Here is a 22634-nt window from a genome sequence, read left to right as displayed (position 1 = left end):
CAGTACAACTGCCGAAAGAGAAAAAATCGATTGAGTTATGCCCCTTTTTGTATGAAAAGGGGCATTTTGCGTGCAGCAGCAGTACTGATCGAGGAGGGGGAAGCCATGTTTTTTATACGAATGATGAATGACATGAAACTGAGAAAGAAGATGACGCTTACATTCATTTCGGTAGCTGTTCTTCCCTTGCTGTTATGTGGCCTGTTTCTGACGGGGAAGCTTCGAGAGTCCGTCATTAAGGACGCCTTTATGCAAGTGTCCAACAATGTCGAGCGGGTCCGAAATCGTACAGAAGAACTGATCAAAGTGCCGCTGGACATCTCGTATCGGCTAACCAATGACAATTGGATGAAAATGGTAGCCAGCCAAAAGTATGACAGCTACATCGAAGTCATTCAGGCCTACCGGGAGTATACAGGTATTCGTGACTACCTCCAATTGTACAAAGAGATATCCGGCATCCGTGTCTATGTCCCTAATCCTGGAGCACTTAATAATTGGGAATTTATCCAGCCGGACGAAAGAATCACAACCGCAGATTGGTACAAGGAGGCCATCGCGCAGAAAGGATTGGCCGGCTGGAATTTAATCAAGGATGAGAGGGACGATGCTGATTATCTCAGCTTGATTCGTTCATTTTCAGTGGATTCACCAGGGCGAAAAGGGATTCTGGTCATAAATGTTAACCAGCGCCAATTAAATTCAATCCTGAATCAGGAATCGTTCCCTACCTTAATCGTGGATAACCGGAATCAGATTGTCGCGTCCAATGAAGCAGAGTTGTTTGGGAAGAATCTTTCTGAAATTCATGCCGACGAAAATATACTTTTCCAACAGGAAGGAAGTTACAACACACTCATTAACGGAAAAGCATCGAAAGTGGTGATCGCAAATCTAACTCCACAGAACAGCTGGAATGGACTTCGCATTATTTCCATTTTTTCCGTTTCTGAGATTACCCGAGATGCTAATCAAGTGATATGGCTTGGCGGAATCGCGATCACAGCCAGCCTGATATTTGCAGCCTTGCTTATCTATGCTTCTGCTTCGCTATTATCCAGAAGGCTTCTTCGCTTGAGCAAGCATATGACCCAAGTAGGGGCGGGCTCATGGGAAACCTATCTCCATATCGATGGGAAAGATGAAGTGGGGCTATTATCGAGGGAATTTAACGCGCTCGTCAGTAGCGTGAACGATTTGGTTCAGGAGGTTCAAGAGACGAATCGCCAGAAAAGTCTCGTGGAGCAAAGACAAAACGAGATCAAGTTCAAAATGCTGGCAAGCCAGATCAATCCGCATTTTCTCTTCAATTCTTTGGAGTCTATCAGAATGGAGGCCCACATTCGCCAACAGGACGATATCGCTAAAGCAGTCTGGCAGTTGAGCGCGTTGTTGCGCAGCAGTCTGGAGGCTGGTAACGACAAGATTCCACTGCGTAAAGAGCTTGAGCAAGTGTGCTGTTATCTCGATCTTCAAAAGTTTCGGTATGAAGACCGTTTGGAGTATCGCTTAACCGTTGATCCAAATTTGGAGAAAATGTTGGTTCCACCTCTGATTATCCAACCATTGGTGGAAAATTCCATTGTACATGGTCTGGATAATCAAGCAGAAGGAGCTGTCATTGAAGTGAAAGTTAAGGAAATCCCGGAGGGGGTTCGAGTTATGGTATGTGACAACGGCGCTGGTTTCACGGCCGATCGTCTCGCCCTAGTACAAGCAGAGCTTGCTGCATCCGTACATGAACAGGAGGTCCAGCGAATTGGACTACGAAACGTAAATGATCGTTTAGTCTTACTGTATGGGACCTCAAGTGCTTTACATATTGAGAGCGAGCCTGGGAAAGGCACTTGTATTCAGTTTTTCATACCTGGAGGTGAATCCAAATGATTAAGGTAGTCATCGTTGACGATGAGCCGAAGCTTCGTCAAGGGCTTCAAACGCTGATCCCATGGGAAAGCCTCGGATTTATCGTTACAGCTACGGCAGCCAATGGAAAAGAAGCACTGGAAGTCATCGAGGAAAAAGCCCCTGATGTCGTAATCGTCGATATCCGCATGCCGGTTATGGATGGCCTACAGTTGATTGAGCACTTGAGATCCAACGGTCATCATTTGCACTTTATGATCCTCAGTGGATATGCCGACTTTGAGTATGCCAAACAAGCGATCAAATATGGGGTATTCGGCTATCTCGTTAAACCGGTCGACATTGATGAAATGTCGTCCAGTTTAAAACGGATACGCGAGCGGATCGAAGAGGAGCGTCTTCAAGGGGAGTGGCGTAAGAGAGAGGTTATAAATCGGGATTTATACCTGCATAGCCTGCTCGTCCCTCAAGAGAGAACTGAAGATCCGGCCAAGTTGAGAAGTAAGGCAATAGAAGCGGATTTGTTGTGGAGCAACTACGAAGTCGTGGTCGTCTACCCGCGTGTTTCTGAAGTGGACCGTTCTGATGTCGCATACCAGCTTTCGAATGGATTGAAGGCAAAGATCGAGGGGCAGATGATGGGGCTTGTCACAGTAATCCCACCGTATACAGTCCTGTTGCTCAACGCGCCGTTGCGTGGAAGAGAACGGCGTGAAATTCTGCACAATGAGATTCGTAATGCTGCGGATAATGTTAGGTTCGTCGCTGCAACCGGAGGGGCAGTATCTGCTCCTGAAGATATTTGTAAATCTTTTTTAAAGGCCCAGGAAGCGGTAAAACAATCCTTTTTCAGTGAGAAGAACCGACTGCTAGGTCCGTATCCTTTCTTTTCTCCTGCGCTGGATTCCCCCCGCTTGTCTGCTGATAAAGCTGAGGAAACGATGGAGGAATTCATCTTCCGCCTGTATTACAGTCTGGAAGTAGGAAACCAAACCGCAATACTGCCATTATTGAACGAGGCGGCTGCATTTTTTCTCCAACAGGGGCAAGATGAGAAGTCAATCAAAGAGTCGTTCTTTTTTATGTCCAATGCGGTCATTCATAAGCTGACCGCGGGTTTCTGTATCGAGTTGAAAGAGACGGAGGAAGTTTCCCGTTTTTTGAATGGGATATACCAGCATGATCATTTACATGATCTTTTGGAAGAGACCTACCGTTTCCTGCTAGCTTTGGCGAAAGACTCCGAACCTCGTGGAAAGGAGCAGGAATTCAAAAAAATGATCGACTTCATTCACAGTCATTATACAGACAACCTGAAGCTGGAAACGCTGGCTGGACTACTAAACTATAGTACTGCCTATTTAGGCCAGCTATTCAAGAACAAGACTGGGGAGTACTTTAACACCTATCTGGACAGAGTCCGTATCCACAAGGCAAAGGAGTTGCTGGACCAGGGAATGAAAGTTTACGAAGTCGCTGAAAGCGTCGGCTATACAAGTGTTAACTACTTTTATAGCAAGTTCAAAAGGTACGAAGGCTGTTCACCGTCGGAATATAGAAATCCATAATTTGTGGATGATTTTTCCCGAAATCCGTTGTATGGGCTCTGACTCTCCTCTGTTTTATGATGGATTTAAGAGAGGGGATGAAAAAAAATGAAAGCGGTAACAGCAAATTCGGAAAACGTATACAAAAAACCGAAGCGGAATGCTTGGAAGGTATTTAAAAGCCAAAGGTATCTTTATTATATGTCCATTCCGTTTGTGATCTGGGTCTTTATCTTTCAGTATTTGCCGCTATGGGGCTGGACAATGGCATTTCAGAAATACAGACCCGGTTTGAGTTTTTTTGAACAGAAGTGGGTGGGCTTGGAGCATTTTCGTACTTTGTTCCAAGATGATCATTTCTACCAAGTACTGCGGAACACGCTGGCTATGAGCCTTATGGGACTGGTCGCTGGTTTTATTGTACCCGTTGTCTTTGCTCTATTGCTCAACGAGGTCCGCATACAAGTGATAAAACGATTTGTTCAAACCGTATCTTATCTGCCGCACTTTGTTTCATGGGTGGTTGCTGCAGGCATTGTCACCAAAATGCTTTCAGCGGATGGCGGTGTCGTAAACGATATGCTCATGGGTCTAGGCATCATCGATCAGCCAGTCCAGTTTATGGCCCAAGGTAAATTATTTTGGTGGGTTGTAACTTTCGGAGACATCTGGAAGGAAACGGGGTGGAACGCCATTATTTATCTGGCTGCCATCGCCGGTATTGGTCCTGAATTATACGAGGCTGCGCGGGTGGACGGCGCTAGCCGATTACAGCAAATGTGGCATATCACGCTGCCGGGGATCCGGCCGACTATTATCATTCTCCTAATTATGTCTATTGGTCATCTGCTCGGTACAGGATTCGAGAAACAATTTCTGCTGGGCAATCACCTGGTCATTGATTACTCTGAAGTACTTGATTTATATGCGCTTAATTATGGTCTGGCAATGGGACGTTACTCTTTCGGAACGGCCATTAATATTTTTAATTCGGTGATAAGCCTGATCCTATTGTTTGCGGCTAATGGAATCTTTAAGCGCTATACCAACGAGAGCATTATGTAAGGAGGAGAATGGACATGGAGGCTGTCAAAAGCACTACGCCGGTCGGCGGATTAAACAACAAGCTTCAGGCGAAATCACCACAAGACCGAATCCTGGGGATAGTTGTTTATGTTTTCATGATTGTGGTCACCGTTCTGACGATCTACCCGTTCTTAAATGTGCTAGCTATCTCTTTTAACGATTCGGTAGACACCATTAGAGGTGGGATCACCATCTGGCCAAGGCAATTTACTTTGAAGAATTACGACTTGATTTTCACCTATGAGGGGTTAATCACTGGATTCAAAATCTCCTTTCTGCGAACCGTCATTGGCACCGTAGCGGGCTTGGTCAGCGGCTCGATGCTTGCCTATACGCTTGCACGAAGTGATTTTCAAGCTAGAAGGTTCATCTCCATCTTTCTGGCCGTCACCATGTATGTTTCTGGAGGGTTGATTCCAGGTTTTATCCTGATGAAGGAATTGCATTTAATTGATACATTTGCCGTCTATATTTTACCAGGTCTTGTAAGTGCGTTTAATGTCTTCATTATTCGTTCCTTCATTGATGGTCTGCCTTATGCGTTACAGGAATCAGCCAAGCTGGATGGTGCCAACGATTTCACGATCTACTGGCGCGTTATTCTTCCTCTTTGCAAACCGGCATTAGCGACCGTAGCGCTCTTCTTGGCAGTTGGGCAATGGAACTCTTGGTTCGATACTTATCTGTTTAATGGGTCTAACGAATCGTTGACGACTCTGCAATATGAATTGATGAAAATTCTGCAAAGTACGACAACAAGCGCAACCAATTCCCAGGACGCTGCCAATATGGCCGAGCGTATGGCACAGGTATCCCCGGAATCGGTCAAAATGGCAATCACCATCATTGTTACTGTGCCAATTCTTATCGTCTATCCTTTTCTACAAAAATATTTTGTTAAAGGTATGACGCTCGGGGCGGTAAAAAGCTAACACGAGGCAACATTCATTATAATGGGAGGTTTTGCTCCATGAAGCCAAGAAAAAATAGAATGGTCGTATCTTTCGTAATATCACTGACTTTAGTCGCGACCCTTGCAGGGTGCAGCGGTAATAATCCGTCTGAGGCTACCAAGGCCGTAACAACAGGAGACATCACACTTACTTATTTTTCGGAAGACTCCAGCACAAATTGGAATAGCATGAAGGATCAAGTCGGTAAGGTCATCGCTGAAAAAACCGGAGTAACTCTAGATGCTGAATTCGCTGTCGGAGACCCGGTCCAAAAGATTTCGTTGATTGCAGCCACAGGAAACTATCCTGATTTAATCGCTGCTAAGGCGGATGTCGGCAAACTTGTCGATGCTGGCGCAATCATTGATTTGACAGATTTGATCGACAAGCACGCACCGAACATCAAAAAAATGCTGGGAGATAAGCTTGTTCGGACAAAGTACAGTTTGGACGACCCATCGATCTATGTGATTCCGACTTGGTCCGCTGTAGAAGAGAAAAAAATCAAACCCGACGTAGGATTTAAACTCCAGCATCGTGTCGTCAAGGAAGCGGGATACCCCGACATTCGTACGGTACAGGATTTTGAAAAAGTCATTAAGGACTATATCACCAAGCATCCGACGGACGAAAATGGCAATAAAAATATCGGATTGTCCCTTAATGCCGACGATTGGCATATGTACCAGGTAACAAACTCAGGATTCCAAACGACCGGGGGACCAGACGACGGCGAATACTACATTGATCAAAAAACACATCAAGCGACCTATCACTTCCGCCGACCGGAAGAAAAAGAATATTTCCGCTGGTTGAATCACATGAACGCCACTGGATTGCTGGATCCGGAAAGCTTCGTGCAGAAGACCGATCAGTTTAAGGCGAAGGTGGCTTCAGGCCGCGTACTTGGCCTTGCCGATCCAGAATGGGACTATGGCGATGGGCAAAATGCGCTAAAAGCGGAGGGCAAATTCGACCAAACGTACGGTCATTATCCAGTCACCATGAGCAAGGAATATAAGGACACCAACTTTTGGCTTCCTGGCTTTGATGGGGGATATGGAATCTCGATCTCTAGCAAGTGCAAGGACCCGGTACGCGCTATCCAGTTCCTCGACTTTCTGGCATCGGAAGAGGGGCAAATCCTGAATAATTGGGGGATTGAAGGAAAGCATTACACGGTTAAAGACGGCAAACGGACGATTATTCCGGCTGTGCTGGAACGGATGAACAATGACAATGCAGCTTTCCAAAAAGAATCTGGAATCGGTCTATATTGGAACTTGTCGGTCCATTATGGTGATGGCATCAAGGACTCCACCGGCAACTACTTTACTCGTAGTTATCCGGAGATGCTGACAGCAACTTATAACAAGTCGGAGAAGGAAGTCCTAAAGGCCTATAAGATTGATCATTGGAAAGATCTATTCCCAAAAGAAGAAGAATTCCAACCGAGAGCATACGGAGCAGCCTACACGATGTCTCTCCCCAATGACGATCCGGCTGTTATTCTCGGAGCCAAGATGAAGGATATTACATGGAAACGAATTCCGGAAGCTGTCATGACCAAGCCGGAAAACTTCGATAAGGTTTGGGATACCTATATGGCAGAGCTGGAGAAAGCCGGAGTACAAGAAATGGAACAATCCTTTACCAAACATATTCAAAACCGGATTAAGCTATGGTCCACCAATTAATTCGTTTTGCATAAAAGAACGGGGCCGTTTCCACTTTCCAATTGGAGAGGAGACGGTCCTTTTTCATTAAGGTTTGCTATAGACTGCATTCGTTCAAGTTACAAACCAACAGCGGCCGCCTCGGTTATTTTCTGAGGTGGCCGCTGTTCTTTAGCGACAGGCTTCTACGCTGCTTCATAGTGCTGGGTGGAACGGTACGGTGAGTCCCGTAGGAGCGCCTTACTCCGCTTCATTCTTGGAGGAAGTAAATAGGTCTTGAGGAAGCTCATCCCTCGTGATCACGTAATCGCTGTTGAACACTTTTATGAGATGATCCAGGGAATTATATTGTCCGTTGCGGACGAAATCGCCCGTCCATGTGGTGAAAAAGAGCCAATGCGCTGAATATGCTTGAAGCAATTCGGGATCGCCAATTGGACCGTTTTCGGACAGACCAACCAGCTTCTTGTCTTGCACGAGATTCACCAAGCTGTCGTACTTGCCGATACTTGGACCGTAATTAGCCGCCGGGTTGTAGATATCCACACTTACAATATCGACGACATCGTCCCCCGGATACCATTCGGGGCTCTCGGAGTTCCATACCCAGATCAGATTGTTCAGGTGATGGTAGTGTGTTAGACGGTCGTACATGATACGGTACAGCTGCTTTGCGGAGTCTGGCCCTTGGGCGCCCCACCAAAACCATCTGCCTTCCGCCTCGTGCAGTGGTCTCCACAGCACCGGAACGTGAGCGTCTTGAAGGCGTTTCAACTGAGCGGCAATGGCATCAATGTCCCGCTGGATAAGCTGATATTCTTCCGACTCGGGATGATTAAGCGCATATTGAACGTCGAATGTAGTCGCCTCGGTGTAAAATCCGCGGTACCATTCTTTGCCTGGAATGTCATGTAGACCCTTAGGGGCATTCCAGTGCCATACAAACGTGACAATTCCACCTTCTTTGGCCCATTGGATCGCCTTGTCCACCTCAGTTGAAGTGGCACCGTGCTCGACGCGAGAGGGGGAGTAATCCATCATGTCCGTTGATAACATGGCAGGGTACTTTCCGGTGTGGTCTTTAATCCACTGGGCATCCTCCAGAGTGTGCTGACCGGAAAGAATGTTGCTCCCGTAACCCTCGACGAGATAACTCATGAGTGCCTTGGTTTCCATAGTCGCATTCGGGTTTACCGGCTTTTTCTCAATCTGATGCAGTTTCGGGGGGAGCACTGCTGACAGCTTGATGTAGTCGATATGATACTGGCCCAAGTCGACATTGAACTGTATTGTATTGTTTCCCGAATTCAGCATGATTTTACCGCCGGATACCTCGGTATAGCTTGCTGTTGTCGGAAGGGATATTTCGCTTGCCTGACCGTTGACCACCATATGGGTCTTTTTGTCACTATTAGGATTACTGTAACCGATTGCAAGATTGTAAAGACCACTTGAAGCTGCGTTATAGGCAAGGGTTAACGACCCTGTGCCTTTAAAGGCTGCGTAACCGGTACCAGAATAGCCCGTGCTGGCGGTTTCAGTGCTGACCTTACCAGTAATGACTCCGTCTTCGGCTTCAATTTTGATGTTTGTAGCAGGCAAACTGGCGAATTCAACCTTCACGTATTCGATCCCGTAATATCCCCAGCCTCTTGAAAAAGTAACCTCGTTTGTACCGGCATTCAACATGATCTTGCTTACCAACTTCTCGTTTACAACCGCACCTCCCGGAGGGGGAACCAGCGTTATGCTTTCAGCCATTGTACCATTGACCTCGAAGCTGGTATCCTTGGAGCCGGTGTCCGCCGGAATATAGTAACCGAGGCTCAGCTTATATAGACCTGCTGTCGGCACATTCACTTTAAACGTAGCCGTCCCGTCAGACTTGCCCGAATTTGGGTCATAATCATAAAAGAAGGATACATAGCCGTCGCCTTTATAAAGTGTATCGCCTGTATAGGGAGTATCCCGTTTTTCTACGCCGTAACCTTGAATAATTGCATCCTTGGAGCTGACAACTGTAGAAGGAGATTTGCCATTAGTGGATAAATCTTGACTTGCACCCATCGTCGTTTCGTCTTCAACATTGGTGACCAAGTTAGTTGATTCTGCTTTTGCTAAGCTTGAAATTAAATCGAGAGATACCAACAAAAAACATAAGAGAACAAAACTAAGAATACCGAAAAATCTTCTTTTCCACGGATCTGGCATATGACTCACTCCTTGAATTAGATGTTACCGTCTTAATTGTTCTATGGCGCAGATTTAAGAAACCGTTTTCAAAAATAAAAAAATTAAATAATTAACAACTGCTTCCATAATCCCATCTTTATTTGTATGCGTTTTCAATATTTCCTTTTAAGTTTTTTAGTTCATCACCTCGCTTTAATTTCATCATAAATTAGAGGCAAGGCAGGAACCATACAATGAATTTCGGAAGAAATCATCCTTAAATTATGGATTTTTAACTCCGATGGTAAACAAACTTCATATCTTCTGAATTTGTCTGGGCGAAATTTGCTGAACGAATTCTTCCTTAATTGATGAATTCATTTCTAAATTTCCGGAATTCTTTAGGTGTTTTTTTATGATGTTTCTTAAAAGACTGAATGAAGTGATTTACATGATTGAACCCCACTCTGTGGGCTATTTCAGTTATTGTAGAATCTGTTGAAATTAATAACTCGCTGCTTTTCTTGATACGGTACTTAATTAAGTAGTCGTAAGGTGTCATATGAATAGTTCTCTTAAAACTACGAGTGCATTCTGAAATACTTAAATGTGCTATAGCAGCAATTTCTTGCAGTGTTATATTGTCTGAGTAGTTTTGATGGATAAAGCTGAGCATCAATTGAAGTCGCTCCTGTTGCAATTTCATGTATTTAGGTGCTTCCTCAGAAGACAGCGAAATATTAGATATTAAGACTAACCATAATTGTGCCGTTTTGATGGAAACCTCGTATTCCCAGCCCCACTTTTTTTTCATATCAAATTTCTGTTTCATATCCCAAAGCATTTGCAATATTTGAATTTGCCATTCAACATCTCCTTTGATTACGAATGACAATAAGAGAGAGTTTGTATAAGGCAGTACATAATTTTTTTCCATCGCACTATCTGCATAAAAGGCCAACAGCTTCTCAGGGAAATTAAAACTGACATATTGACCGTTATGTGTAAGGTGTGTAGTAACGTGAAGAACACCTTTATTAATTAAAATGGCCTGACCTGTTTCTAATTCATGATCAATCCCGTTAACTTGTATCACTAGCTTTCCTTTGGTAACCAAAGTGATTTGTAGTTCCTCATGCCAATGTAAATCGTTGAACCCTCTACCTTCAGGATTACTTGCATGAATAGTATGGGTGTACATGATGTATGGAAATGAAACATCGGGATATAGAATGGTCTCATGCAATTGTTTTTCCATTTTAGCGAGGTCCCTTCTGATGACGATATTTCTATATAAATTAAAGATATAGTTACACAAATAAAATAAAAGTGGTGATATTATTATACCAGATCTTCGGCTTATCATTACAATCCTGTGCACAGGCGATTGGATAAGACATCTTGGAGGCGTACATGTGAAAATAAATCAATCGTCGTTACCGTTTCATCCGTATATCTTGCTTTTAATCAGCATATTGTCTGTTTCTATCTCATCCATCATGATAAAATCCTCTGATACTCCAACCTCTGTGGCTGGGATGTACAGATTGTATATGTCAGTACTCATAATGCTTCCTTTTGTACCTTGGAAAATGTTCCGTTCCTTAGAAATGAACAAAAAAGATTGGAGTACCGTTTTCATTGCGGGTCTTTTTCTCGGGTTATATTTCTTATTCTGGATGGAATCTTTAGTATATACCTCAGTTTCGAGCTCCATGGTCATTCTATCGTTACAGCCTTTATTTGTAATGATGGGTTCATACTTTATGTTCAGAGAACGAGCAAACATATTGACCCTTCTTTGTTTGATCGCCGCTCTTGTCGGTTCAATCATTATAGCTTGGGGAGACATAGGGATTTCGAGAGAGGCATTAATCGGAGATGGATTATCGTTAGTAGGAACAATTTTGGTTTCAGCATATATGTTGGCAGGACAGAAAGTAAGTCACAAAATAAATGCAAATGTATATAGTGTTATTGTTTTTTTTATTGGTGGCAGCGTCATGCTGGTCTACAATTTGTTGAATCATTATGCCTTGATCGAATATGACTCGTCGGATTGGATTTATTTCTTGTTACTTGCAGTAATCCCAACTATTTTTGGACAATATATTTTTAATCTGTTGTTGAAATCAATGGGTGCAACTACAGTCTCAGTTGGTATTATTGGAGAGCCTGTTCTTGCCATAATTCTCGCCTACTTATTCTTGGGAGAAATAATCTCTGCATTTCAATTCATAGGTGGAATCATGACTTTATTCGGTATGGGGATGTATTTTTGGGCAAAATCTTTAAAGTATACTACGGTTGCAAAATATTAAATTTGAAATTCATTATCGCGAAATTGAATAAAACAATAGATGAGGAGAATGTTTAGATGGCAACGATTGATGATTTTTTGAAACTAGATATTCGAGTTGGAACCATAATTAAAGCTGAATTCTTTGCAGAAGCAAAAGTACCTGCTATTAAACTTGAAATTGATTTTGGACAAGATATCGGAATAAAAGCTTCGAGTGCACAAATTACAAAAAGATATGTGGCTGAAGATATTATAGGGGAACAAATCATAGGTGTAGTCAACTTTCCACCTCGACGGATAGCAGGCTTTAAGTCAGAGGTATTGGTCCTTGGAGGAATTCCTGAAAAGGGGGATGTGGTTCTATTGAAACCGGATATCAAACTACCTAACGGAACACCTATTGGGTGATAGAGCGCTTGTTTAATCATTAAAATATATAACTTCACAACAGGCAAGGCATTGAACTAACGGGATACGATTCTTCAATAGCAAGTTGAAATAGATAGCGGCAGACTAGGACTTTATTTTCACGTCCTAGTCTGCCGCTTTTTCTTTTATTGGTCTGTCTAAAGCTTATTTGATTCATTAAAATCTGCAACAGTTAGGCTGGAAATCACGAGTGTCACCAGTCCAGTAAAAGCACAGTTCTCCAATACCAGCTATACGCCTTATACCTATCTGGCTGGGATGCTGCGTGTCCCCTCTGTCATCGGGGAGGCGCAGAGCGGGCACACCGGCGGCGTGCCCGTGCTAGCCGCACTTGTACGGCGTCCGCTTGTTGTGTCGCGCCGCATCCACGCTTTGCAGGCGCCGTCGGTGCATTTCCACACGGGCACGCTGATGCGTGGCTCCGCCGGAGACCCTGCCACCGACGAGGTCGTCCGTACCGCAGCGCTGCCTGGTCCCGGCCTGCTGCTCACGCGGGTCGCTGTGCCAGACGCTGGCGATCCAGCGCCAGCACGGTTGCTATACCCGGAAGCACCCTTCGGTTGGCCGAAGCTGCCGCGGCGCGTTTCTGGCTTGGAAGCCTCAGGAGTGACTCCATAGGCTTCCAGCAGGAAGCGTGACACGGCGGCAGGCTTGCCATGATTAGAGGCGGGAGAGGTGATGTATAGCGACTCCTTCGCCCGGGTGACGGCCACATAAGCGAGGCGGCGCTCTTCTTCAAGCGCTGCCTCGTTATCCACAGCGGTAGTCGGGGCGGCGCCTGCCCGCCGATCCTCCGGAAGCTCGCTGTGCAGCGCCGAGCTGTGCGGCAGAATGCCTTCGCTGGCTCCGATCCAATATACGCAAGGGAATTCCAGCCCTTTGGCGCGGTGGATCGTCATGAGCCGAACTGCATCGCTGTCTTCTTCTCTGCGCAGCGATTCCATTTGGCGGTGACGCTCGGAAAGCTCGTCCGCAAAGCTGACGAACGCCTCCACGGTGTCAAACCGCTTGGCTGCCGTTTCGAGCTCCTCCAGACTTTCTTGCATCGTTTCCTTATAATGAGTCCACGCGCCCGTATCTCCGCTTTCCAAATATTTGTCATAAAAGACGCGCCGCATTTCTTGAATGGCATAGGCAGGTTTCATTGTAGTGAGACTGCGAATCAGACGAATACGCTCTTTCACCTGCTCACGCTGAAAATCACGTAGTCGATCCCAGCGGCTGAGATGAATCAGCGGGTATTTTTTAGCCTGCTGTTTCTCCTCGCGCATAATCCATTCCATCCCCGCCTCACGGGATACGTACAGCGGCCCGAGGGTGCTCGGAATGGATTCCATACGCCGGGGATTTAGCGACAAGCGCAGGTGATCCATTAAGGGACGAATCAGGGACTGATCATAAAATACAGCCCCTGCTCCGTACTGAATAAATGGGACATCCCGCATAATTAATTGCTCAAAAATAGATCGGCTTCCGCTGGCTGTCCGGTGCAAAATAGCGATATCCCGGTAGCGCAGCCGACCTTCCTCTACCTGCCCGAGTAGATGAGTAACAATATGCCCCGCTTCCTCCTCGGGTCCGGATGGGGTGGCAAACTGCGGCGGCAAGCCTTCACGCCCGGCAGCCGAAAGACGTTTGGAGCGTCGATGGACATTTTTGGCGACAATGTTAGAGCCCAGCCCCAAAATCCGCGCATCGCTGCGATAATTAATATCCAGGGTAATGACCTTTGCATCCTTATAAACCTTGTCAAACTCCAGAATGGATTCCTGGCGTGCCCCATTAAAGGTATAGATCGTCTGATCATCATCCCCGACGACCATCAGATTGCGATGTCGGGCAGCCAATCGCTGCACCATCTCATATTGCAGGGCATTCGTATCCTGAAATTCATCGACCATGATATGTGAAAAACGCCGCTGAAGCGGCTGAAGCACATCCGGGTCACGCAACAGTGCGGAGGCACGCAGCAGAATATCGTCAAAATCCATTTTATTGCGTTCCTGTTTCCACGCTTCATAAGCGAGCATGGCACGTTTGGCATCCGATTCCTCGCGCACGCTTTCCGGCAGCTCGTCCGCGCTGCGGCCTTCCGCTTTCCAGGCGGAGAGGGCAGACAGCAGGCTTTCCGGCTGGAAAGCCTCGCTGAGCCCAAGCTGACGCAGCATCATTTTCATGACGGTATGCTGGGCCTGCGTTTCACCGAACACTTCATCTTGCACGCCACGATGACGCAGCATCGCCAAAGCGAATGAGTGAAACGTGCGTGCCTGAACTGCACGTGCAGCGGCAGGGCGCACACCGGGTAATCCTGCGATGCGCAGTTTCATTTCGGCAGCTGCCTTGCTGGTGAAGGTCACCAGTAGAATGGACGATGCAGGGACATCACGCATCGCCATGAGGTAGCCTGCGCGGGCAGCCAGCACTGTGGTTTTGCCGCAGCCAGCCCCTGCAAGGGTCAGAAGGGGGCCTTTGCCGTGGCGGACGGCCTGAATCTGCGGGCGGTTCAGGTGAATGCCGGCGTTCTCTAAAGCACGAAAATAGGCCGAGTCTTGGTCGGTGTCGGGCACCAGCGTTATACTGGTATCCATGGAAGCACGACGTGCCTGAGGGCTCGACGTTGAATAAGGAACCCCGATGGGTCGGGGGTAAAAAGAAGGATTTGGGTCCATAATCCTGAAACCCCTTTCGTTCTTAAAATCTTCCATTTTCACAAATGGGGGTAGTTTTTGGTATGATAGAGTTCTAGTCAGCTTTAGCTGACGATAAGAACAAGGCGATGGACTAAAATAATGCTGAAATTCATGCGGATCTTGGCGGAGCAACAGAACGTCAATACGTTGACGCTAATGCCTATAGCCTTCAATCAGGCGATATGACCGCATTCCATTATACAGGAGTTCGAGGTTTGCCAACAGAAAAAAACTTTGGGATATACGGACGGTACAGTGAAATCCGGCTGGATATGGGGAGGAAATAACGATGAAGCTGATTCAACGTATAAAGGAAGGCGCTAATCGCGCAACAGAAAAGGCGCAGCATGCTGTCGAGATTAGTAAGATCAATTCACAAATTACAACGATTCAGCAGGAAATGGATGTTCATTTCTTACGAATGGGTCAGATCTTTTACGAAGGCTACCGAGCATCCGACATGTCGGTGGCAGAAACCGAGATGACACAGCTATCCACCGCATGTGATGAGCTTCAGGATGAAATTGACGAGCTGCGCAGTAGAATTGCAGAATTGAAAAACGCTCATTTATGCACCTGTGGAGCGGTTGTGCCTCTGGATGCGAACTTTTGCCCCAAATGCGGACGCAAGCTCAATGAAGGACAGGCTGCTTCCAAACAAGTGGCTGCTGTGCGTGAAGAGGTGCCAACGGACGTCTATTCTTTTGATCTGCGCAAGCCAGAGGTAGTGAAGGATGCTGCACCTGCTTACACGGAGTATGCAGAACATGAAGTAGTCGATCGGCATGAACAGGAACAGGATGAGCGGTATGAAACACACGAACCAGCGGGACTAGACCGCGATTACACAGTGTCTGATTTTACACCGGAAGAAAAAGCGGCATTCGACGCTGAGTGGGAGCGCCGTCGTCAGGAAGAGCTGGAAAAAGAACACCGTCGTCTTGAAGAACTGGCACGTGAGCGTGAGCGTCAGGAAGAGCTGGACGAGCGGATTCGATATTGGAAGGCCAACAACTCCGGGGCTGATAAGCCGGCAACGCCGTCTGCACAAGTACGTGAAAATGTAAAATGCCAAATCTGTACTGCAGAACTACCCAAAGGGTCCAAATGGTGCCCGCGTTGCGGAGCTGAACAGATTTGACGCAGCCGAACAGGCTGCTGCAGGACACAGACATAACGCCGGGCAGCATAGGGGGAACAGAATATATGGAGCGTTTGCTGCATCATCTGCGGAATCTGGGTTTTACGGAAATGGAAGCCAAGGTTATGGTCGAGCTTTCGAGGCAAAATGCGGCTTCCGGCTATGAAGTGGCTAAGCGTCTGGGTGCATCGCGTTCCAACGTGTACGCGGCTTTACAGCGTTTGGCCGGGCAGGGATACCTCAGAACCAGTGCTGGAGAGCCTGTTCGTTACAGCATGCTGCCACCGGGTGAATTGACCCGGATGATCGAAGGACAAATGCAGGAGTCCCTGCGTGCGGTGGAGAAGGAAATGCCACGAACAGAACCAACCAAGCCGACCTTTTATAATGCGGAAGGCGATCGGAAGGTGCTGGAAAGTCTGACACGTGAATTGGAACGGGCAGAGCATGAGATTGTGTTGGATTTGTGGCGCGAGGAAGCCGAACTGCTGCGGACAGAGTTGGAGAAAGCCGAGAGTCGAGGTGTGCGTCTGCTCTGGTCCTGCGATAACGGGGAAAGCATGATGGGACCGTGGTTACCGCTTAGGTCTGGTACAGACGGACAGGAACCAGCAGGACGCAAGTTTTCTTTTGTTATTGATCGGCGTTGGTGCATGCTGGGTATGCGGGGAGAGAATTGCCTGACACAGGCGCTTATTACCGAGCATCCGGTAATGACAGGTCTGCTGCTTAATCATTTTGCTCAGGATCTTATTCTGTATGAGCTGGAGCATGATATGGGCAGAGAGCTGTCGACCCGGTATGGCTGGCGGTATGAAGGCATTATCGGCAAATATATGTCAGCTGGAGAATAGCTAAAGATTACCGGTTAGGAAGTTCCATCAGTGCCCGGCATATAGATGTAATATAGCCCGCCTTATGAGGCACGAATTGATCCGATGTAATCAGGCGGCGAGTTTTTTCTGGGTTCGGCCCTGACGTAATGCCTTGGGCTTCGATAAAGGGAATATGGCCTTCAAAAAGGGCCAGTGCTTGGTCAAGATCTGCTTCGTACAGTCCGGCTACTTCTTCTTGCTGGAGGTGATAAGCTTCCAATGGCTGGTTCGATAGCAGTCCAAACACCGAGCTAACCTCCCGGTCCCAAAAAGAGGTGCCTTGTGCGGTACCTTTGCTTTCATACCGAACGGTCATCAGCGGTGTTAATGAGGTAAAGGGAACATGAATACCCAGTTCTTCCTCCAGCTCACGAGCCGCCTGAGACATATCTTCGCCTGCCGTCAAGTGACCGGCTGCTGTAATATCGTAGCATCCGGGGAAGGTGTCCTTCGTATCCTGACGCTGTTGGAACAGCAAGCGACGGCCTGTCGAAGTGTCTCGTGCTAGCCAGCAGTGAAAGGTATGGTGCCAGTATCCCTTGGCATGTGCGTCTTGTCGCGAGGCTGTGCCAAGAGAGTTGTCTTCATCATCGTAGATATCTAGAAGCTCGCTAGTCATCGTGGTTCCTCCTATAGTAAGCAGAAATTCAAAGGTCTACTTTACAGTATAACGTGTTTTCTGTCCTGACGATATGAAGGCGGGTGTGGAATGTGGAGTGGCATTTGGGGTATGCTGGGAACATAAGGATTTGCAACATCACACAGGTTTATGATTGAAAGGAGCGATTTTACATGGAATGTATAGTACATTTTCGAGTCATGCATCCGGAGGAACCCAAGGAACTTCGTGGGTTAATTATGCTGGAAAGTGGGGGCAAGCCGGGGATTGATCAAATCACGGATATGTTCAAAAATATGGGCTATGATGTCCGCCCAGACAATCCGGACGAATTGATTTTTAAACCAGTCGATGTCAGAGCCAATTATACATATATCCGGGTTATTGAGCTGGATACGGGTGAGGAAGTCTACCAGGAAGATAGGGATTTGCGCGCGATTTTGGAAACTTTGCTGAATAAACGTTAAAGATCAGGAGAACTAATCGATGAAATGAGATAGAGCGATACTGTCGCCATTCATAGGAACGGAGAACAATGATGAGATTGTATATTATCCGACACGCTGACCCCGATTACCCCAATAACACCATCACACCGGAGGGACATTTGGAAGCCCAGGCACTAGCCAAGCGGCTTTCCAGTCACGGACTGGATCGAATTTATGCCTCTCCTTTGGGGAGGGCTTTGGATACGATGCGCTACACCGCCGACTCTCTGGGTATGACTCATGAAGTAGAACACTGGACGCAGGAGCTGGCTCTAAAGCTGGAGGAAACCCCATACGGCCGTCTTTCCCATTGGGATTTGCCTGGTGAAGTGATCCGTTCCGAGTTGCCCCTGCCCACTCATGACTCTTGGCAGGAGATTTCCTATTATCAGGGAACGCAAAGCCCTGAAACCTTCGAGCGGCTGAAGCTTCATTCCGATGAGTTCCTGAAACGGCAAGGCTTTGAGCGGGTGGAGGGCAGGTACCGGATTCTGAAGCACACTGAAGATCAGGTGGCGGTATTTTGTCATGGCGGCTTCGGGCTGACCTGGCTTGCTCATCTGTTGGAGCTGCCATTGCCCTTGGTCTGGTCCGGTTTTTGGATGCCGCCTAGCTCCGTAACCACGATCTTGTTTGATGAGCGCTCCCAAGAATGGGCAGTTCCCCGTTGCATCGGCTTCGGTGATGTTTCCCATCTGTACGCTGAGGGCTTGCCCGTCAGACCCCGTGGCATTATCACCAATTTCAACTAATTGGATTTTTTATACCATGCCAAAACGGCTTAAGACGATACACCGTCTTAAGCCGTTTATTGTAGTCATATAAATGGGTTGAGTCAGCGTGCTTCCACGTACCCTTCCAGCTTGGAAGTGCAATGTGCGCAACGGGTAGCGGCTACAGGAATTTCGGATAGGCAATGAGGACATTCCTTGATCGTTTTTTCCTGAGGAGGTTTTTCTTCCTCTTTGCGTTTCAGCATGTTAATCCCTTTGACCAGCATGAACACACAGAAGGCCACGATCAGGAAGTCCAGCAGGACGTTAATGAACTGACCATAGGCGAGGACCGCAATCCCTGCTTCTTTGGCCTGTGCCAAAGTCATGCGTGTATCGTCAGCATTTAAAGGACCGGCATTTTGTAAAGCTACATACAAGTCTGGAAAATTCATGCCGCCCAGAAGTTTACCAATCGGAGGCATGATAATATCGTTTACCACAGAAGTGACAATCTTGCCAAACGCTCCACCGATGATAACACCGACCGCGAGGTCAATCACGTTACCCCGTACAGCGAATTCTTTAAATTCTTTTATAATACCTTTTCCGCTCATGTGAGTGCTCACCTTCTTTACATAAAATCATTTATCTATAATACATGCTATGCCAATTGAGGGCAATTCCAAATTGATGTATTGCACTTTGTCACAAAATCACATGTTCATTTGTCTTCTATATGTAAACCAATAATGGAGGCGATGTATCGTGAGTTTAAGATTCAATCACAGAGCAGTGAGTCCCAGTACGTTCAAGGCGATGCTGGAGATGGAAAAATATATTTCCGGTCGTTTTACAGACAAAGTATTGTATGAACTACTGAAAATTAGAGTATCCCAAATCAATGGATGTTCCTATTGTCTGGATATGCATGCGAAGGATTTGCTCAAGCTGGGGGATTATGCTGACCACATTTTGCAGCTAGCCTTATGGCGGGAGGTTCCTTTGTTCACGGAAAAAGAACGTGTTATGCTTGAATTAGCTGAAGCGGTCACCCGTATTTCTGAACAAGGGGTACCTACGGATTTGTACAATAGGGTCAGAGAACAGTTTACAGAGGAAGAATACGTAGATTTGATAACCGCAGTTAACGTGATTAACAGTTGGAACCGGATTGCAATTGCAACGGGGATGTATCCGGGCATTCTTTAATGAACAGGGGGCTATGCTTTGTCTGGCAAAGAACATAGAATTGAACAAGAATCGGTGGATTTAAATCTGGAGGAGCTGTATCAAAGATATCGCAAATATTCTTTTGCCATTGCTTATCGCATGCTTGGAACGGTTACAGATGCCGAGGATGTAGTTCAAGACTGCTTTGTCGAGCTGAAGAATAAGCCCCTGGATGATATACACAATCCCAAAGCCTATGTAGCCAAAATGACGATGAATCGGTGTCTAAATCTGTTGAACTCTGCACGCAAGCAAAGAGAGACATATGTAGGACAGTGGCTGCCGGAGCCGTTGGGTGAAAGTGCAGATCTTCCTGCGGATTGGTTAGAGCGTAAAGACATGATATCTTACGCTTTTCTGGTTTTGCTGGAGCAGCTAAAGCCGATAGAGCGGGCTGTTTTTGTGCTGAGGGAAGCTTTTCAATATGATTACAAAGATATTGCGGAATTGCTAGGGAAGACTGAGAGCAACTGTCGTCAGTTGTTCAGTCGCTCCCGTCGTATTCTATCTTCGGGAGAATCTGCCCTTGAGGCTCAGTCCAGTCGCAATGTGAATAACTCTTCCCGAATAAAACTACTAGAACGTTTTACAACCGCCTTTCTTGCCTACGATGTGACTGCTATGCTGGAACTACTGGCTGAACAACCTGTATTCGTGTCAGATGGCGGAGGTAATGTGCATACGGTGATGAGACCGATGGTTGTACGCAAAGGTGTTCTTGCCCTGTTGACTTCTCGTCGGGTATTAACCGTTTTACGAGAAAGAGATGTGTTCCACACCGTCATCAATGGCGAGGTTCAGCTGGCATTTCTGGAAGACGGAAAAGTGAGAGAAACCTTATGTCTCAGACTGACACCGGACGGGGAGCATATTCAGAGTTTTTATTTAATGGTCAACCCAGATAAGTTGGGATACATTCATATAGGACAGAAGAAGCAAACATGCGATAAAAAGTAATCATCGAAACAGCAAAAACCTTGAATCCTGCTAAGGATCAAGGTTTTTTTTGTTGTTTTCACAACTGCCGGGCTTGATGAAGAGCCAGATCGCCTACCCAGGGAAGCTTGAGCCACTTTCCTTGGCCCGCACGAATTAACAAGATAATCCACAAGGCAAGGCTTGCCAGCGTTAGCAGGGAAGCGAGGAAAGGACCGAGTAGCGGAATGAATCCGACCAGCACATGTCCGATCATGAGGGCTACAAAAAGAAGTATGGATTGCAGTGCGTGAAATAATACGAATCGGCTTTTCTTTTCCAGCATGACAAAGGCCAGCGCGCCAATAAAGGCGAACAAATAGCACAGGACAGCTGCTATATTTTCATCCAATCCTGTGGAAGACTTATAGACTGACATGTCAGGCATATCCTCCTTTATAAAAGATTCAAGCTAAGTCTCCGTACTATACAAGCTATGAGGGCAGGATTGAAGGATATGCCCGATCTCGGTAAAAAAATTGGCTCTACACCAAGGATAAGCGGTCAAGCGAATGGATATACTCGAATTTGGTGATAACCTTTTTTTACTTTATTGGTTTGCAAATGACCGATAAAGTGCCACCTTCCGTGGTTGAAAGGTCTCCCATTTGGACTGCGCTTCTGTCGCATCGCCCACAAGCTTCGCAGATTCGATGTTCGACTGCAGGCAGACGAGCTTGCAGACTCATTGAACCACTTCCACCTTACGAATTGCCTGATAGTCTTTCCCGAGAATCCGTTTCGGTTCCCGCCAAACGTTTTAGAAACGTATTTCTCCAGTTTAAGGACAATTCTTCCACTTCGAGAATTTGTTTAATACCCTCGATATGAGCCTTCTCTTGATGCATAATTCGATTGGCAAATGAAACCGTAATTGCTTTCGGATGGCGATGAAGGAGGGATAATCCCTCGGTTTTAGAGACAACTCCCTCTTCCAGAACGCGGAAGTAGAATCCCGTGTAGCCTGTTTGCTGTACCTTCAAGGGCATGTCCGGTACGCCGTACTTGATGGACAACTTGTAGCAAGGCTGTCTCGGCTGGCTAACTTGAACGATAGCTTTGCCAAGCTTAAAGACGTCTCCAATGCAAACGTCGGATTCTAGCAAACCCTTTATCGTTAAATTTTCCCCGAACGAGCCGTAATCGAGCGGTCTCCGCAATTCATTTTCCCAGAACGGATAGTGCTCGTAGGGATAGACGCATACAGCTTTCTCTTTACCCCCGTGATGAACTAGATCGCCCTGCCCATCCCCTTCGAAGTTTAGATAAGATAAATACAAATATTCATCTGTGGCCGACTTGAATATCCCCGTAGAAACGTCCTTCTGATTAAACTGGATCTGCTTGGGCATGCCGACATTAAGTGAAAGGATTTTAATAGATGCCATTCGGATCACTCCACTCCAAATTTTGGTCAACGAGTTTTTCTAGATGCTTCTATATACCGCGTTCCTGCATTCGTTCGCCTGCCTGAAGCGAGATTTCTATGATGACTACGCCTTTTTTACATTTCGTAATTTCTCTTTTGACTCTGTTCGTCCCCGTTTCCATTTTACACTCCTCTATGCGCTATTTGCGAATTTTCGATTAGTCTTCGTTAATGTGATAGAGTCCTTTTTGGGCAACTCATCATTCCGGGAGCGATGTTCTTGTTCGAACATACCCGATCTCGGTAAAAAAATGAATTAGAGAATGTGTATAAAAATACGAAAAAGGCTGAACGAAAAAGATTCGCTCAGCCTTTTAAACGGTTATGCACATGTTTTGCACATGTTGTATACACTTTATCCACCGCATATTAATGTTTATCCACAGAAATAACATGGTTTATACACAAAATGTGCACAATCTGTAGATAATATTACG

20 protein-coding genes are annotated in these 22634 nt (G+C 46.4%); 13 read left to right on the top strand and 7 right to left on the bottom strand.

Annotated elements, in window-relative coordinates:
• The first annotated feature begins 105 nt into the window (after positions 1–105).
• From MHB46_RS11425 to MHB46_RS11405, 5 genes are all read left to right on the top strand, one after another.
• Entirely contained in the window at positions 106–1887 is a 1782-nt protein-coding gene (locus MHB46_RS11425) for a cache domain-containing sensor histidine kinase (RefSeq protein WP_341162385.1), read from the top strand.
• Positions 1884–3434: a response regulator transcription factor gene (locus MHB46_RS11420; protein ID WP_341162384.1), complete on the top strand. Its 1551-nt coding sequence runs from the start codon at positions 1884–1886 to the stop codon at positions 3432–3434. The genes MHB46_RS11425 and MHB46_RS11420 overlap by 4 nt, the downstream gene beginning before the upstream one ends.
• Before the next feature lie 87 nt (positions 3435–3521).
• Positions 3522–4478 carry an ABC transporter permease gene (locus MHB46_RS11415; RefSeq protein WP_069010822.1) on the top strand — a complete coding sequence of 319 codons (957 nt, stop codon included), beginning with the start codon at positions 3522–3524 and terminating at the stop codon, positions 4476–4478.
• 14 nt (positions 4479–4492) lie between these two features.
• Positions 4493–5431 (top strand): carbohydrate ABC transporter permease, encoded by a 939-nt coding sequence (locus MHB46_RS11410; protein ID WP_165178879.1) that lies wholly within the window; start codon positions 4493–4495, stop codon positions 5429–5431.
• A 38-nt stretch (positions 5432–5469) separates the two neighbouring features.
• Complete coding sequence (locus MHB46_RS11405) at positions 5470–7149, top strand: ABC transporter substrate-binding protein (protein ID WP_341162383.1); 1680 nt, start codon at positions 5470–5472, stop codon at positions 7147–7149.
• Positions 7150–7368: 219 nt separating this feature from the next.
• Here MHB46_RS11405 and MHB46_RS11400 read toward each other — a convergent pair whose 3' ends face one another.
• Both MHB46_RS11400 and MHB46_RS11395 read right to left on the bottom strand, forming a co-directional pair.
• A complete protein-coding gene (locus tag MHB46_RS11400; protein WP_341162382.1) occupies positions 7369–9339 on the bottom strand; it encodes a glycosyl hydrolase in 1971 nt (656 codons plus the stop codon).
• A 325-nt stretch (positions 9340–9664) separates the two neighbouring features.
• Complete coding sequence (locus MHB46_RS11395) at positions 9665–10558, bottom strand: AraC family transcriptional regulator (protein WP_322172567.1); 894 nt, start codon at positions 10556–10558, stop codon at positions 9665–9667.
• Between the two features lie 157 nt (positions 10559–10715).
• Here MHB46_RS11395 and MHB46_RS11390 point away from each other — a divergent pair, with 157 nt between their 5' ends.
• On the top strand, positions 10716–11621 hold the full coding sequence (locus MHB46_RS11390; RefSeq protein ID WP_341162381.1) for a DMT family transporter: 906 nt from the start codon (positions 10716–10718) through the stop codon (positions 11619–11621).
• A 56-nt stretch (positions 11622–11677) separates the two neighbouring features.
• The gene (gene csaA, locus MHB46_RS11385; RefSeq protein WP_053324545.1) at positions 11678–12010 is read left to right on the top strand and encodes a chaperone CsaA; all 333 of its coding nucleotides are present in this window, start codon (positions 11678–11680) and stop codon (positions 12008–12010) included.
• A gap of 266 nt (positions 12011–12276) precedes the next feature.
• Here csaA and MHB46_RS11380 read toward each other — a convergent pair whose 3' ends face one another.
• Positions 12277–14703: a UvrD-helicase domain-containing protein gene (locus MHB46_RS11380; protein ID WP_341162380.1), complete on the bottom strand. Its 2427-nt coding sequence runs from the start codon at positions 14701–14703 to the stop codon at positions 12277–12279.
• A 310-nt stretch (positions 14704–15013) separates the two neighbouring features.
• Here MHB46_RS11380 and MHB46_RS11375 point away from each other — a divergent pair, with 310 nt between their 5' ends.
• Both MHB46_RS11375 and MHB46_RS11370 read left to right on the top strand, forming a co-directional pair.
• Positions 15014–15865 carry a zinc ribbon domain-containing protein gene (locus MHB46_RS11375; RefSeq protein WP_069010833.1) on the top strand — a complete coding sequence of 284 codons (852 nt, stop codon included), beginning with the start codon at positions 15014–15016 and terminating at the stop codon, positions 15863–15865.
• Between the two features lie 65 nt (positions 15866–15930).
• A complete protein-coding gene (locus tag MHB46_RS11370; RefSeq protein ID WP_165178885.1) occupies positions 15931–16719 on the top strand; it encodes a TrmB family transcriptional regulator in 789 nt (262 codons plus the stop codon).
• Positions 16720–16726: 7 nt separating this feature from the next.
• Here the strand turns inward: MHB46_RS11370 and MHB46_RS11365 are convergent, their stop codons facing one another.
• Positions 16727–17359, bottom strand: a complete 633-nt coding sequence (locus tag MHB46_RS11365; RefSeq protein WP_165178886.1) for an NUDIX hydrolase — start codon at positions 17357–17359, stop codon at positions 16727–16729.
• Positions 17360–17532: 173 nt separating this feature from the next.
• Between MHB46_RS11365 and MHB46_RS11360 the strand changes: the two genes are divergently transcribed.
• Both MHB46_RS11360 and MHB46_RS11355 read left to right on the top strand, forming a co-directional pair.
• Positions 17533–17826 carry a hypothetical protein gene (locus MHB46_RS11360; RefSeq protein WP_025719794.1) on the top strand — a complete coding sequence of 98 codons (294 nt, stop codon included), beginning with the start codon at positions 17533–17535 and terminating at the stop codon, positions 17824–17826.
• 71 nt (positions 17827–17897) lie between these two features.
• Positions 17898–18599, top strand: coding sequence for a histidine phosphatase family protein (locus MHB46_RS11355; protein WP_025719795.1), 702 nt, complete (start codon positions 17898–17900; stop codon positions 18597–18599).
• 83 nt (positions 18600–18682) lie between these two features.
• Here the strand turns inward: MHB46_RS11355 and mscL are convergent, their stop codons facing one another.
• On the bottom strand, positions 18683–19177 hold the full coding sequence (gene mscL / locus MHB46_RS11350) for a large conductance mechanosensitive channel protein MscL (protein WP_341162379.1): 495 nt from the start codon (positions 19175–19177) through the stop codon (positions 18683–18685).
• A 151-nt stretch (positions 19178–19328) separates the two neighbouring features.
• Here mscL and MHB46_RS11345 point away from each other — a divergent pair, with 151 nt between their 5' ends.
• Together MHB46_RS11345 and MHB46_RS11340 are read left to right on the top strand one after the other, a co-directional pair.
• Positions 19329–19772: a carboxymuconolactone decarboxylase family protein gene (locus MHB46_RS11345; RefSeq protein WP_209949355.1), complete on the top strand. Its 444-nt coding sequence runs from the start codon at positions 19329–19331 to the stop codon at positions 19770–19772.
• An 18-nt stretch (positions 19773–19790) separates the two neighbouring features.
• Positions 19791–20750: a sigma-70 family RNA polymerase sigma factor gene (locus MHB46_RS11340; protein WP_341162378.1), complete on the top strand. Its 960-nt coding sequence runs from the start codon at positions 19791–19793 to the stop codon at positions 20748–20750.
• A 58-nt stretch (positions 20751–20808) separates the two neighbouring features.
• On the opposite strand, the gene MHB46_RS11335 is transcribed toward MHB46_RS11340, so the two are convergent.
• Positions 20809–21147: a DUF4870 domain-containing protein gene (locus MHB46_RS11335; protein WP_165178889.1), complete on the bottom strand. Its 339-nt coding sequence runs from the start codon at positions 21145–21147 to the stop codon at positions 20809–20811.
• 325 nt (positions 21148–21472) lie between these two features.
• A complete protein-coding gene (locus tag MHB46_RS11330; protein WP_341162377.1) occupies positions 21473–22156 on the bottom strand; it encodes an MOSC domain-containing protein in 684 nt (227 codons plus the stop codon).
• Between the last annotated feature and the right edge of the window lie 478 nt (positions 22157–22634).

Source organism: Paenibacillus sp. FSL H7-0703 (assembly GCF_038003485.1).
Classification (GTDB): Bacteria; Bacillota; Bacilli; order Paenibacillales; family Paenibacillaceae; genus Paenibacillus; species Paenibacillus polymyxa_B.
Note: the sequence above shows the minus strand (reverse complement) of the source record. Positions and strands in the feature narration are given on the sequence as shown.

Bases quoted from the DNA above. Each gene is read 5' to 3' on its own strand.
- MHB46_RS11365 (WP_165178886.1), bottom strand. From the start codon at position 17,359: ATGACTAGCGAGCTTCTAGATATCTACGATGATGAAGACAACTCTCTT.
- MHB46_RS11360 (WP_025719794.1), top strand. From the start codon at position 17,533: ATGGAATGTATAGTACATTTTCGAGTCATGCATCCGGAGGAACCCAAG.
- MHB46_RS11400 (WP_341162382.1), bottom strand. From the start codon at position 9,339: ATGCCAGATCCGTGGAAAAGAAGATTTTTCGGTATTCTTAGTTTTGTT.
- mscL (WP_341162379.1), bottom strand. From the start codon at position 19,177: ATGAGCGGAAAAGGTATTATAAAAGAATTTAAAGAATTCGCTGTACGG.
- MHB46_RS11370 (WP_165178885.1), top strand. From the start codon at position 15,931: ATGGAGCGTTTGCTGCATCATCTGCGGAATCTGGGTTTTACGGAAATG.
- MHB46_RS11405 (WP_341162383.1), top strand. From the start codon at position 5,470: ATGAAGCCAAGAAAAAATAGAATGGTCGTATCTTTCGTAATATCACTG.
- MHB46_RS11330 (WP_341162377.1), bottom strand. From the start codon at position 22,156: ATGGCATCTATTAAAATCCTTTCACTTAATGTCGGCATGCCCAAGCAG.
- MHB46_RS11355 (WP_025719795.1), top strand. From the start codon at position 17,898: ATGAGATTGTATATTATCCGACACGCTGACCCCGATTACCCCAATAAC.
- MHB46_RS11425 (WP_341162385.1), top strand. From the start codon at position 106: ATGTTTTTTATACGAATGATGAATGACATGAAACTGAGAAAGAAGATG.
- MHB46_RS11420 (WP_341162384.1), top strand. From the start codon at position 1,884: ATGATTAAGGTAGTCATCGTTGACGATGAGCCGAAGCTTCGTCAAGGG.
- MHB46_RS11335 (WP_165178889.1), bottom strand. From the start codon at position 21,147: ATGTCAGTCTATAAGTCTTCCACAGGATTGGATGAAAATATAGCAGCT.
- MHB46_RS11415 (WP_069010822.1), top strand. From the start codon at position 3,522: ATGAAAGCGGTAACAGCAAATTCGGAAAACGTATACAAAAAACCGAAG.
- MHB46_RS11410 (WP_165178879.1), top strand. From the start codon at position 4,493: ATGGAGGCTGTCAAAAGCACTACGCCGGTCGGCGGATTAAACAACAAG.
- csaA (WP_053324545.1), top strand. From the start codon at position 11,678: ATGGCAACGATTGATGATTTTTTGAAACTAGATATTCGAGTTGGAACC.
- MHB46_RS11375 (WP_069010833.1), top strand. From the start codon at position 15,014: ATGAAGCTGATTCAACGTATAAAGGAAGGCGCTAATCGCGCAACAGAA.
- MHB46_RS11380 (WP_341162380.1), bottom strand. From the start codon at position 14,703: ATGGACCCAAATCCTTCTTTTTACCCCCGACCCATCGGGGTTCCTTAT.
- MHB46_RS11395 (WP_322172567.1), bottom strand. From the start codon at position 10,558: ATGGAAAAACAATTGCATGAGACCATTCTATATCCCGATGTTTCATTT.